Here is a 12,373-nt window from a genome sequence, read left to right as displayed (position 1 = left end):
AACAAAAAAATCCAGCCATAAGAAGATTCTTACGGCTGGATTTTGTCTATGAATGTGTAGACAAAGCAGCAATCTGATTATATTTTTTCTGCGCATCTTTTAGCGCTACAAGTAGCGCCTTTTGAGACGAACCGAAATATCGATTTTTTATTTCTGTTACTAACGCTGGGTCATTAATATTTTTATGTAGAAACAAATATTTAACAAATTGAGATGTTAATGCAATTGTCGCTGAGCAATCTGCATCTATAATTTCCCCTGTATCCTTCTCAAGTACAAATGCTACAAAATAACTTTTGAATTTTTCGGTAATGGGATTATTTTGAGGTGCTTTCGCATCCCCTACGACATAAATTGTATTTGATGCGTACACAGCTATCTTCCTTTCTTATACGAGGATAACGGTTTTCTTAGCAGGCGTATGAGCTATTAACTCAACGTTGATTAAAAAATATATCCGCTTACCTTGTATTATATAAAATTGACAGAATTTTAACAATATTTATTCCGACATATATTCCATAATTATGAAAATCTCTTAAAACAATTGGAAATGGCTCACACTCCTCATTTTTACAATATGTCATCACTCCTTGTACCATGACATTCATACTACAAACTCCTTCATTCATACATAAAAAAACAGTTAGCTATCGCTAACTGTTCCACCACTTCACTTCGGCAATACGAATATTGTTTCGTTTGACTTAGAAAATTGATACTCTTTTCTCGCAAACTTTAATATCTCTTCTTCATTATCGGTTAAATTCTCAATGTTAGTCTTTAAAAAACCTTGATCTTTCTCTAAAGAAACTAATTGTTTCTTTTGATCCGTAATTGTATCTTTTTTTTCATTTATTATTTCTTGTTGTTTCGTTAAAATATATTGAACGTACAAAGTAGTTGCAGCGATAAAAATGAACATGAAAATAAAACGCCTTAACTTCTTCTTATTTATTGCTCGGTTGGCATTAGGCTGTGATAGTTGCTCTGGTATATTAGGAATATTTACTCTTTTGAGTTTCCTCATTTTCAAATCCCCCTAACCCATATTTTTCACTGCCATCGGCACGATCTTATTAACTTAAATTCTATTCTTATAAAATAAGCTCCTTCACAAAAAAATCTCATAAATTAACCAATTAGAGATAGCGTTCGACGACATTTCCCTATTCAAAATGAAAATTTTTATTTATGCTGCAATAAAATAGTAGTTTATGTTATTCTTTTTCCTCTATTGTAGAAAACATTTTCACACACATCCATCCTCCCCTTGCATACCGATGTTATAACATGCTTACAAGGAGGAAAAATGATGCACTACCGTACATTAGGTAAAACCGGAATTACCGTTTCAGAAATTGGCTTTGGAGCGTGGGCGATTGGTGGTGATGAATGGGGACCCGTTAACGATTCACAATCTATAACCGCTATGAAAAAAGCAATCGAATGCGGTGTGAATTTTATTGATACTGCTGATGTATATGGACTAGGTCATAGTGAAAAATTAGTAGCACAGGCAATAAAAGACTACCGTAATAATATCGTTTTATCAACGAAAGGCGGACTCATTGGGCATCACTATGATCCAAATGGAGAGCCTGTTTATAATACAGCTGAAAAAGTAATCGCGGTATTTGACACTAGTTTACTGCGCCTCCAAACAGACTATATAGATATTTATTTCTGTCACATTTGGTGGGATAAACAAGAAGAAACAGAGGCATTTTTACGCGCATTTGAAATATTAAAACGGGACGGAAAAGTAAGAGCTGTAGGTGTTTCAACTCATGACCTACAATATATAAAACACTTCAATAAACACGATGCAATTGATGTTGTGCAACTTGATTACAACATATTAAACCGAAAACCAGAAAACGACATACTGCCATACCTAAAAGAGAATAATTTAGGAGCTGTTATACGCGGTCCTTTAAAAATGGGGATATTAACTGGAAAATTCACAAACGCAACAACTTTTCCTGATGGCGATTTACGCAAAGAATGGCCAAAAGAAACTTGGTTTCAAGAAGATTTACAAAAAGTAGAGAAACTACGATTACTCTCAAATGAAAATCAAACCTTAGGGCAACTTGCACTTCGTTATATCCTCACTCATCCAGCGGTATCGGTCGCAATTCCTGGTGCGAAAACAGAAAAGCAAGCGAAAGAAAACGCAGGTGCGTCAACTCGTCCCCTTTTTACAGATGAAGAGTTAACATATATTCGTTCACTATAGAACAAGACCAGCTGCTGGAAATACCCAGCAGCTGGTCTTGTTTTACTTTTAATATTTTAAATCAATATCGTATTCCATTCTTTTCGCAGTTTCTTCAGCAATCCGAGCACCCAACAAATTTTTCACAATGTGAAATGACATGTTAATTCCGGCCGAAATTCCACCAGACGTAATAATGTGCCCCTCATCGACAAACTTTACATTCTCTAATACTTCCACATTCGGAAAATCATTTCTAAAATTTTCAATACTTGCCCAATGTGTTGTCGCTTTGAAGCCGTCGAGTAATCCAGCTTTCGCAAGTAAAAGCGCACCGGTACAAACAGAAGTCATTAACTTTACTTCTTTCATTTGCTGACGGATCCAATTTATTATTATTTCATTTTTTACTTCGTTTTCTCTAGCACCTAACCCACCAGGAATAATTAAAATATCAACTGGAGGTAAGTCTTCGATACTATAATCTGGTTGTACCTTTAATCCATTTCTCGCTGTAATCATTTCTCCATCTTGACTAACAGTATGAACTGTAAATGGTTGACCTTCACTTGTTGCTGTAACGGAAAAAACTTCAAATGGGCCCGCAAAATCTAACACTTCCACTTCATTAAAAAGAAAAACCCCTACATTCCAGTGGCTAATCATAAGCTCACTTCCTCTTGCAAATGATGTAATAGAGATTCATGCCCTTTTTCTAAAGCAATATCATATGCGGTTTTCCCATCATTTTTCTTAATCATTTTATTAGCACCCTTTTCAAGAAGTAATATAATGATTTCTTCATTTCCTAATAACGCCGCTTCATGAAGTCCTGTCCAACCACCACTTTGTGCAGCATTCACATCTGATCCCTTTTCAATTAAGAAAGCTACAAGCTCGCTTTGCTTATTCGCAATTGCTGCTTGAAGAGGTGTATTTTCATTTTCGTTTTTTGCTCTAATATGTATATCCGCTCCCTGTTCTAAAAGGAAACTTGCAATTTCTTTTTGTCCAAAATAAGCAGCTAAATGAAGCGGTGTCCATCCATCTTCACTATATGAATTTACAATACTTTGATCCGAGTTTATTATCTCCACTACTTTTTCTTTTTCCCCGCTTATAACAGCTTGTGATATTAATATGATTTGTTCCATAATGAGCCTCCACTTATAAAGATATTAAGTATTCTTTATATAATTTCTATTAATAATCACATGTTCCTTTCAAAATATATAAGTTTACATAATAATATTATTTTTGTAATTTGTTATACCAATAAAAAAACAACCCCTCAAACGACTGGATTGTTTTTGAATTTCATTTTTATAATCACTTGAAAATTTCATCATTTTTACTTATAACAAATTAGCATTAATAAAAATGAAATAAAATTATACATTTAGCAGTCATGAACTCTTTGCATATCGAAACCAATTTTCACTTAAATCAAAAGTTTTTTATCATTTGAAAACAAAAATACAATTTATCCTTACGTTTGAAAAACACATATGTAGCCAACTTCTATAACAGTACTCTTATTATACTAATCTATAACAATTCTGTCTTCTTCCCTTACCGGTATCTTTTAATACATAAGACTTCATAACGAGCGCTGTTAGCGAATCCGTTAATGTTTTATATGATAAATTCGAAAGAGCTAATAGATCGTTCGTATATAACATTCTATGCTTCTCTAATAATAATAGTACTAATCGTTCTGACGGTTTTAATGTTTCATCACTTTCTAGTATAAAATCTATATTTTTCATATTCCCTACATCTTACTCCTTATATAAAAAAATGATTTTAGTAATTATTTAATATAAAAATACTACACAACAAATTCGATGATATATTAAAATAACATATCATTCAAACACTATTATACTATAACATAAAAAAGACATTTCCCCAAATTGGAAATGCCTTTTTATATCTATTTCTCTTTTTTATATAATTGATAAGATTGTTCTAGCCCTTTATTATATTTCGTATTATTATCTGTCCATTCTCCTCCTAGATTTCCTGGCCATCCTGATGTATTAGCAACATATTTAAGTAAATCCCAATCCTTCAATCCTTTTTTCACACCGCGTTCATATGAATTAACCATGTTAGAGATTGCTATTGTTGCATTTATTTGCGAGTCCATTAAGCTCTCTTCTGATAATTGTGCTGGTGCTAAACCACCACGATGTAATTGGAATAATCCGAAAGATGTTCCATTGTCCCCTATCGCTTTTCGATTAAACTTTGTTTCATGATCAGCAATTGATAGTGGTATCCAATCTGGAATACCATGCCTGTTTGCAACTTCACTAATTACTTGTTTATTGTTTTTAATTTCTTTTTGCTTTTCATAGTTCGTATATACTACATAACATAAAGTAACAAACGTAAATAATATGAAAGTATATTGTAACGCTTTTTTCATCATTCCATCTCCTGATTTGTGTATGTTTCACTTTCTACATCCACTATAAAACTTTAATGTGACATTCATTTGACGAAATGATTTTAATTATACATAAGTCTTTACATTTTTAACTATCAATCTGAAAACTGCAATTCTTCTAAAAGACTCCTTAAATACATAAAAACAGTCAGCCTTTCATGTATAGTACATGAAAGGCTGACTGTTTTTCACTACACTTTTATATATATATATAGTACATTCCCACTAGTATAAAACAAATTGAAATTATCGATAAAGTTGTATCATGAATTTCATAAAATGCAGTAAAGAATTTCCCGCTTGTTCTATCCAAAATTTCTAATGAACCCGCGTAAATTGCGGAAGTTATATATGTAAGGCCGAATAGGAGAAATCCCGAAAGAACATATAGTACTTGTTAAAGATAATATAGTCGACAGCGTAATTGCTAAATTCTTTTTCTTCATGTCCTTCCCTCCCCTTATAATCCTTCTCTTACTACACGTTAAAATTACAGAAAATTCAGCTTACATTTTATATAAACAGTTGAGAAATTTGTAGAACATTCGAATCTTTTTAGATAATAGAAAAGAAACTAACAACAATTAGTTCCTATCTATATACATATAAAATTGTATTTCCCCATCTTCTACCGAAACTCCGTATTCAAAACCATGTCTTTCTAATATACTTTTTACAATCGCTAGCCCTAATCCTGTCCCTGATTTTTCTTTACTACGAGAAGATTCTAATACGTAAAAAGGCTCCCAAATTTTATCTATATCTTTAATTCCCTCAGTATCAATTCCATTTTGAACTTGAAAATACACAACGTCATTTTTCTCTTCTAATATAATTTTAATATTTTGATTCGTTGAATATTTTATAGCATTAGAAATTAAATTTTGAAAGACCATTCTCATTTTATTTATATCAGCATAAACAATCGAATTATCAGTGTTAAAGTCCACCTGCATATGGATTCCTTTCGATTCCAGTTCAATCTTATGCTTATCTACTATGCTTTGAACTAATGATTCAATAGGGAATTCTTCTTTTTGCAAAACATCTCTTTCTAGTTTGGAAAATCGTAACAGTTCTTCAATTAAATTTGAAATTTGATCTGTTTGTTTAATAATTGTATCAACATATGTGCCATCATCTAAACCGTCTTTTATTCCCATAGAATATGCTTTTACTAATGCGATTGGTGTTTTTAATTCATGAGTTACATCGCCCATAAATCGTTTTAAGTGGTCATTTCGATCTGTTAAATCTTTATGTGCTTCATGTAATTTATCACTCATAATGTTAATACTATTTGCTAAATCACCTATTTCATCATTCGTTTTAACTTTCGTCCGTTTAAATTTCAAACGTGAAATATCTCCTGCGACATCACTCAATTCTTTCAGTGGTGTAGTGATTGTTTTTGAAAGAATCCAAACGAGTACAATAATAAGTAAGATCGAAAAGCCTAAAATGTATAGATAAAATGAGTTAAGTGTTTTTATCACTTCATTGGAATGTGCGATAGAAACTCCTACTAAAATCAACATATCATCTTTCGCAATGTATTTCGCAAAAAAACTAGATTTTATCTTCTCTTGATCATAAATCTTATTTGATTGCCCAACGTTCTTCACTTTCGTAATTTCTTCTTTTGTAATCCAAAGTTTATTTAGTACAACTCTCTTTCTTGTGAGTTGCAGACGTAATTCATCATTAATATCATCTTCCGAATTATTTATTGATGTGTACGCAATCGTAACATTATCTTCGCTTTCAATACTATGAATAGCGTCATCAAGTTGTTCCCTCGGTATCGACTGTATTTGTGCTGCAATTCCATCTAAACTTTCACGTGTTTTGTATATATTATATTTTGGCAAAAAATAGTTAATCAATAATAAAGAAATCGAAAAAATAAGGATGACTGTTAAAGAAATACTGAAAAATAACTTTTTTCCAAGCTTATTCACACTCTTCCTCCAAACTATATCCTAAACCACGATGGGTCTTTATTATATTTTCTCCAATTTTTTTACGCAATCTTCTTACATGCGTATCAACTGTTCGCTCTTCTCCAAAATAATCAAATCCCCAGACGATATCTAACAACTTTTTCCGCGTTAAAATCGTTCCTTTATGATTTAAAAAGCATTTTATTAATTGTAATTCTGTCTTTGTAATGTCTAATTCTTTCTCATTTTTATATACTTTATTTTTGGTGAAATCAATTTTTAAATCTTGAACTTGAATCACATCATCATGTTGTACAAGCTTTTTCGCTCGCGTTATTAGCACTCCTGGATGAAATGGTTTTTTTACATACTCATCTGCCCCACTTTGAAGTGCTGCTAATTCATCTTCACTTTCACTTTTCGCAGTAAGCATTAATACTTTTACACTCGAATTCTTTTTTATTTCCTGACAGACAGTAATACCGCTACTTTTCGGCATCATCCAGTCTAAAATAGCTAAGTCAATTTTCTCATCATAAAATATTTGAAGTGCTTCCTCTCCATCCTTCGCTAATAAAACTTCGAAGCCTTCTTTTTCAAAATACGCTTTTAAAATCTTCAGCATATCTTGTTCATCATCTGCGATCAATACTTTCATTCTCTTTCCTCCGTTACCTTGAAACCAATAGTTACTATATGATCTCCTATCATACAATTTCTTTGTTACATCAATGTGACAGAAAAATATTTACAACAATTGAGGGTATAGTAAGTGTGAGGTGTTGTTTTATGTTCAAAAAAATAGGAGTCATTACTCTTCTCTTCTTTTTATTATCAACAAATGCGTTCGCAAATACAAATAAACAAATTGAAGTATTTGATTGCAAAAAAGAAATGGTAGTTCAAAAACAATCTTTAGATGTGGCTATCCAAAAAGAAGCAATTCAATTTGCAAAATCAATTACTGGTCCATTTAAAAACTTAAATGTCGTTCCGAAAGATGGTCATATGATAAAAATCCCGTTATCGAAACCTGTTCCTATTACAAATCAATGGCTACATACAACAATCGATGAAGTACTCATCCTTCTCCCACTTAACGAAAAACCTTACATTATGCTTTACGATGATGAGAATAATCCGCATTTTTATTATGTAAAAGGTGATCCGAAAGTTTTATTAAAACAAATGAGTGTTAAACTATAAGTAATTAAAGAAAGATCCCACAAGTATCATTCGTGGGATCTTTTTTTATCAGTTAACAAGTTGATTTGTTAATATGATTTTCATTTAAAAAATTAATAATCTGCCTTTTGTGATGGTTATCGTGATCTACAAATTCTTTAATAATATATATAAGAGAATACGATATTCCGGTATGTGGACAATAAGATACTCCATTGGCAGTTAGAGGTTTCTTTAACTTTCCAGTAGGCAGTAAGCTAAGTTCTTTTACGAGTAACTCTCTTTTAGCTTGTGCTTCTTCAATAAGTTTTATCATAGATATGCCCGATTTTGCATAATGAGATGCTATTTTATTATATGTATCAAAGTCAGGGAACTCCATTCCCTGCTCATCTCTCACTGATGATAATGTCTCGCGTAAAAGGTATTCATCCCAGCTCTTAATATGAGATACGATCTCACCAACAGTCCATTTCCCCTCAGATATTGGTGTCATCCACAATTCTTCTTTCATATCTTTCAATGTATTTATCCAAATTGAATATTCTTTGAAATCATTAATAATTTTATTTTCTCCCATCATCTAATTCCCCATTCTAATAATAGATTTAAATAAATCATACCATAAATCCGCACAGAACAGAACGAACGTTCCCTAGAAGGGCAAATAATAATTCACTACATCTTTTTATCTAAGTTTAGATAATGGCTCGTTCCTACATACATTGCTCCTTTTACAAATCCATTCAAAGTATAAAACCGGTCCCCCTGTTCTGTATCTGTACGTAAGACAACAATATTAAAATAAATTTTTGCATTGCTTATGATTCTCTCTAACAGTATTTTTCCTAATCCTTTCCGCCGATAATCTTTTAAAATATAAAACCTCCTTAATCGACCAATCTTATTATCTTTCGTATATGGATCTTGATTTAATCCCCCGATTCCAATTAACGTATCACCTCGAAAAATGCCATATAAACATTCACCCGTTTTGCTAAACGTATTTCTTTCACTTTCATATTCATTTATTAATTTTATTAGGAAATTAAATCCTTCTTCCTTACTTTCTTGGACAAGGTGATTGATCTTATATTTTAGCAAATCTTCAATTTTCTTAATTTGTGGATCTTCCAGCTTAATCACCTACTCTTTCTATCGAAATTGTCTTAGAGTTCCCTTTCTCATTATTTGACCAAGTCACTACTTTAGCAATTGTATCTGCATAGAAATTAATTTCATATATTGTTTCTGTTACTTGGATCGTTCCTAATCTTTGTTCTTCTTCATCTGTACATTCGATCCTTAGTGAACGCCTTAAATTATATTCAAGCCACCCTAACCTTCCTAAAAAGCCAGTTGCTAATACTATTTTCCAGTTTGCGTGTACTGCACCATATTTCTTTTTATAACCACTTATAAAAGAGGAGAACCTTTGTTTATCAAGTTCACCTTTTTTATTTTTTGACCAGTAGATTGCGGTTTCGATTAAATCTTGCATCGGATTTATATAACCAGCTGATTCCCAATCAATAAGCACTGGTTTATTTTTATTCCACATTACATTTTTAGGATCTAAGTCTCTATGACTTATTACCTTTGATGTTGAAAGTATTTCGAATGCTTCAATTGCTGATTCATTCCACTTTTTAAGGCTTTCAAAGTTTTTTACGAGTAACTCAACCCATTCTAAATGTTCTTCTTTACCCCTTAGCAAATAATAATTCCAATCAATTAATTGGTCATTATCGAACACATCATTAGCTATATCTAACTCCGAAAAATCCGTTTTATGTATTTCCGCAAGAATTTCACCTATCTTTTCACAGTGGACATTATTTATTTCATCGTCTTTTAGCCTTTCGCCTTCCATCCAATTAAATATAAGATAAGACTGATTGTTTATTTTTTGTAAAGAATTACCTTTGATTATTTTAGCCGGGAGAGCTGGTACCCTTTTAGATACGAGATTAGCTATCTTTTCTGAATTAATATAGTTTTGTATCGCCGTGGGTCTAAGCATTATTTGAGGGTTTAATAGTTTTAGTGCATACTTTCCTTTTGTTGTTTCAATGGCGTACATTCGATGCAAAAGCCCACCACATATAGATTTAGGAACATTTAACATCTCCCCAAGAAAAGAATTTTTGCATATACTTTCAAATTCTAAGTGATATTTTATACCTTCCATATTCGCACCTACTTTTCTATATAATAGTTTTAAAAAATAAATATACATTTCTTATAACAAATAAAAATGCTCAAAAATGTATTATTCTGAGCATTGATTTGCTGGTTCTATTATTTAATTATTTTCTTAGACATTCTCTATCTCTAGTACTATCCCCTTCAACTCCATTAAATCATCTATTACTAAATCCGCATGAGCAAGCTCATCTTCTTGTGCAAAATCAAACTTACATCCAATCGCAATTAAACCATTATCTTTTGCAGCGTTAATATCAGATAAACGATCTCCAACTACCGCTGCCTCTTTTATATCATATTTTTTCAAAATGTTTTTAACTAAGTCACCTTTATTAAGCGACTGTATTTGTTCAATACTAAACGTTTCCGTAACCCATTGGTCTAAATCATAATAAGATACAATTGCTTGTAAATATTCTGTTAAACCGTTACTAGCAATGTAAATGGAACAGTTATTTTCTTTTATAAAACTAAAAACTTCCTTTACATTCGGATATAAAGCGCCTTTCCCACTCTTTATGTTTTCAATTAGCCTTTCTAAAAAATAAGCATCCGTTTGTTTTCTTACTTCATTAGTATGATGGGGTAGTAACGCTTCCCAAACTTTAGGTAAAGGAACACCCATAATTTCACGGTATTTATCAATAGGCGTTTCCGCATCCCATAATTGTAGCGAACGTAAATGATTAAATGTATCATCTAGTGATAATTCTAAAATTTTATCTGTTTGAAATAAAGTTCCATCCATATCAAAAATTAGTGCTTGTAACATTTCAATCTCTCCCATTCTTTACTTTTGAACTACAAAATAGTTTTACTCGATTTATTTTTAAGCATCTCAACAATAATTTCTGAACAATAATTCGCGGCCGTTTTCGCGAAATCATCATATGAAACTTGCGCCTCATCATCTGCACTATCAGAAATACTTCTCATAACGAGAAATGGTATGTTATTTATATGAGCGACATGCCCAATTGCTGCCCCTTCCATTTCAGTACAATGTGGTGCATACTCTTTGATAAGTTTAATCTTTAATATTGAATCCTCAACGAAGCATTCTCCGCTGACAATTCTTCCTTCATGTGCAGAAATGTTTAAACTACTACTATTACAAGCTTCTCGTGCTAACTCTCTTAATTCTTTACTTGCAGTAAACGATTCTTGAAATGGAAATAAATTCTTCATTTGATTTTTACTAACATCATGATGCGTAACATTTGTAGAAATAACTAAATCGCCAACTTTCACATCAGGATGCAATCCACCCGCAACACCTATATTAATGATAGAATCCACATCAAATTTATTAATTAATATTTGTGTACATGCCGCTGCATTTACCTTTCCTACGCCACATCGAGTAATAATAACTTCTGTATCCATGAACTTTCCTTTATAAAAAGGCATTCCGGCAATAGTATGTTCCTCTTTTAAATGTAGTTTTTCTAAAAGTAAGTCTATTTCAATTTGCATTGCTCCGATAATACCGATTCTGTTCATGTATGTAGTCCCCTTTTTTTATTCATAAGTATGCTAGCATATTATGTAGTTCCCCATAATTTTCAGCTAACCAAATCATTTCTTCTGCAAAACGCATCGGTGGTATACTATGTTCATCCATATCGGTATGAATTCACCAAGTACTCTCCATATACCAAACATTTGAATGGCCTGAACAATCCTGTCATTAATTGGTGAGGTCGAACTTGTTAATCTGCTGGATTATGATTTTACTCGGCAGTAGCCTCTGCAAAATACAGATTTATTTGGTTTAATTAGGATTAAAAATGAATTAACAATATCGGAGGCGGAGATTATCAAATTTATCCAGCTAATAAGTAAAATGAGCGATTTGATATCACCAGATACAAAGAACGAAATAATAGCTGGGATTACCGATAATACGATAAAAGGTAAGCTCATAAAGACCCAAAATCTCTTTTTAGAAAGAATTGCACTTGTATTGAGCCAAAAATATAGTCCTCTGAACGTTAAGCTAATATCACCTTTATTGTTTATTACAAGAATATGAAGGGCTTCGTGTATTAAAAAAACAAAAAAAATGATTAAAATAAGGGGGAGTTTTGTCATATGATTGAAACTTACCCCAAACCAATTTGGTGCTAGAAAAAAAGTAACCGTTAATAGGTAAACAAACTTCATATAATGCTTTCGAAACCAAGTATTTTGAATGAAAGGTTCCCATTCCGACAAATCCAGACTTAACTGTGGTAAATTTCGAAACCATAATATCATACCTATCCCTGCCTTTCCTATGATCTAATTCCGACCAATTAATACCATGTAATGCTTGGGACTAGCGTATTATTGCTCGTCAGTTTAGTAAGTAAATGTTTT

Annotated in this window: 16 protein-coding genes and 2 pseudogenes; 2 read left to right on the top strand and 16 right to left on the bottom strand. The window is 32.0% G+C overall.

Annotated features, from left to right (window positions below):
• Positions 1–46: 46 nt before the first annotated feature.
• Entirely contained in the window at positions 47–373 is a 327-nt protein-coding gene (locus ACTFQM_RS01505) for a DUF3870 domain-containing protein (RefSeq protein WP_212936250.1), read from the bottom strand.
• Between the two features lie 300 nt (positions 374–673).
• Positions 674–1,030 carry an FtsB family cell division protein gene (locus tag ACTFQM_RS01500; protein ID WP_440033204.1) on the bottom strand — a complete coding sequence of 119 codons (357 nt, stop codon included), beginning with the start codon at positions 1,028–1,030 and terminating at the stop codon, positions 674–676.
• A gap of 285 nt (positions 1,031–1,315) precedes the next feature.
• On the opposite strand from ACTFQM_RS01500, the gene ACTFQM_RS01495 reads away from it, so the two are divergent.
• Positions 1,316–2,242: an aldo/keto reductase gene (locus tag ACTFQM_RS01495; protein WP_440034368.1), complete on the top strand. Its 927-nt coding sequence runs from the start codon at positions 1,316–1,318 to the stop codon at positions 2,240–2,242.
• A 48-nt stretch (positions 2,243–2,290) separates the two neighbouring features.
• Here ACTFQM_RS01495 and ACTFQM_RS01490 read toward each other — a convergent pair whose 3' ends face one another.
• The 7 genes and pseudogenes from ACTFQM_RS01490 to ACTFQM_RS01460 form a co-directional block, all read right to left on the bottom strand.
• On the bottom strand, positions 2,291–2,887 hold the full coding sequence (locus ACTFQM_RS01490) for a DJ-1/PfpI family protein (protein WP_440033203.1): 597 nt from the start codon (positions 2,885–2,887) through the stop codon (positions 2,291–2,293).
• Positions 2,884–3,375 carry an ankyrin repeat domain-containing protein gene (locus ACTFQM_RS01485; RefSeq protein WP_048371064.1) on the bottom strand — a complete coding sequence of 164 codons (492 nt, stop codon included), beginning with the start codon at positions 3,373–3,375 and terminating at the stop codon, positions 2,884–2,886. Before ACTFQM_RS01485 ends, ACTFQM_RS01490 begins: the two co-directional genes overlap by 4 nt.
• Before the next feature lie 384 nt (positions 3,376–3,759).
• Complete coding sequence (locus ACTFQM_RS01480; protein WP_002172334.1) at positions 3,760–3,990, bottom strand: hypothetical protein; 231 nt, start codon at positions 3,988–3,990, stop codon at positions 3,760–3,762.
• 167 nt (positions 3,991–4,157) lie between these two features.
• Positions 4,158–4,658 carry an invasion protein gene (locus tag ACTFQM_RS01475; RefSeq protein WP_440033202.1) on the bottom strand — a complete coding sequence of 167 codons (501 nt, stop codon included), beginning with the start codon at positions 4,656–4,658 and terminating at the stop codon, positions 4,158–4,160.
• A 217-nt stretch (positions 4,659–4,875) separates the two neighbouring features.
• Positions 4,876–5,070, bottom strand: a pseudogene (locus ACTFQM_RS01470) (hypothetical protein); the annotation flags it as partial.
• Between the two features lie 190 nt (positions 5,071–5,260).
• A complete protein-coding gene (locus ACTFQM_RS01465) occupies positions 5,261–6,637 on the bottom strand; it encodes a sensor histidine kinase (RefSeq protein ID WP_440033201.1) in 1,377 nt (458 codons plus the stop codon).
• A complete protein-coding gene (locus tag ACTFQM_RS01460) occupies positions 6,630–7,277 on the bottom strand; it encodes a response regulator transcription factor (protein WP_025150900.1) in 648 nt (215 codons plus the stop codon). The genes ACTFQM_RS01465 and ACTFQM_RS01460 overlap by 8 nt, the downstream gene beginning before the upstream one ends.
• Positions 7,278–7,408: 131 nt before the next feature.
• Here ACTFQM_RS01460 and ACTFQM_RS01455 point away from each other — a divergent pair, with 131 nt between their 5' ends.
• Positions 7,409–7,825, top strand: coding sequence for a hypothetical protein (locus tag ACTFQM_RS01455; protein ID WP_440033200.1), 417 nt, complete (start codon positions 7,409–7,411; stop codon positions 7,823–7,825).
• Between the two features lie 52 nt (positions 7,826–7,877).
• On the opposite strand, the gene ACTFQM_RS01450 is transcribed toward ACTFQM_RS01455, so the two are convergent.
• The 7 genes and pseudogenes from ACTFQM_RS01450 to ACTFQM_RS01420 form a co-directional block, all read right to left on the bottom strand.
• On the bottom strand, positions 7,878–8,384 hold the full coding sequence (locus ACTFQM_RS01450; protein ID WP_440034367.1) for a DinB family protein: 507 nt from the start codon (positions 8,382–8,384) through the stop codon (positions 7,878–7,880).
• Positions 8,385–8,482: 98 nt separating this feature from the next.
• Positions 8,483–8,908, bottom strand: coding sequence for a GNAT family N-acetyltransferase (locus tag ACTFQM_RS01445; RefSeq protein WP_440034366.1), 426 nt, complete (start codon positions 8,906–8,908; stop codon positions 8,483–8,485).
• Positions 8,909–8,942: 34 nt separating this feature from the next.
• Positions 8,943–9,995: a phosphotransferase gene (locus tag ACTFQM_RS01440; RefSeq protein WP_440033199.1), complete on the bottom strand. Its 1,053-nt coding sequence runs from the start codon at positions 9,993–9,995 to the stop codon at positions 8,943–8,945.
• A gap of 126 nt (positions 9,996–10,121) precedes the next feature.
• Positions 10,122–10,784: an HAD family hydrolase gene (locus ACTFQM_RS01435; RefSeq protein WP_440033198.1), complete on the bottom strand. Its 663-nt coding sequence runs from the start codon at positions 10,782–10,784 to the stop codon at positions 10,122–10,124.
• A gap of 29 nt (positions 10,785–10,813) precedes the next feature.
• Entirely contained in the window at positions 10,814–11,515 is a 702-nt protein-coding gene (locus ACTFQM_RS01430; RefSeq protein WP_440033197.1) for a 5'-methylthioadenosine/adenosylhomocysteine nucleosidase, read from the bottom strand.
• A gap of 22 nt (positions 11,516–11,537) precedes the next feature.
• Positions 11,538–11,695, bottom strand: a pseudogene (locus ACTFQM_RS01425) (homoserine kinase); the annotation flags it as partial.
• A 42-nt stretch (positions 11,696–11,737) separates the two neighbouring features.
• Positions 11,738–12,277 carry a DUF3267 domain-containing protein gene (locus tag ACTFQM_RS01420; RefSeq protein WP_440034365.1) on the bottom strand — a complete coding sequence of 180 codons (540 nt, stop codon included), beginning with the start codon at positions 12,275–12,277 and terminating at the stop codon, positions 11,738–11,740.
• Between the last annotated feature and the right edge of the window lie 96 nt (positions 12,278–12,373).

Origin of the sequence: Bacillus cereus group sp. MYBK30-2, assembly GCF_051915945.1 — a bacterium.
Lineage (GTDB): Bacteria > Bacillota > Bacilli > Bacillales > Bacillaceae_G > Bacillus_A > Bacillus_A paramycoides.
The sequence above is the reverse complement of the archived record's forward strand: the minus strand, read 5'-3'. Positions and strand labels throughout refer to the sequence as shown.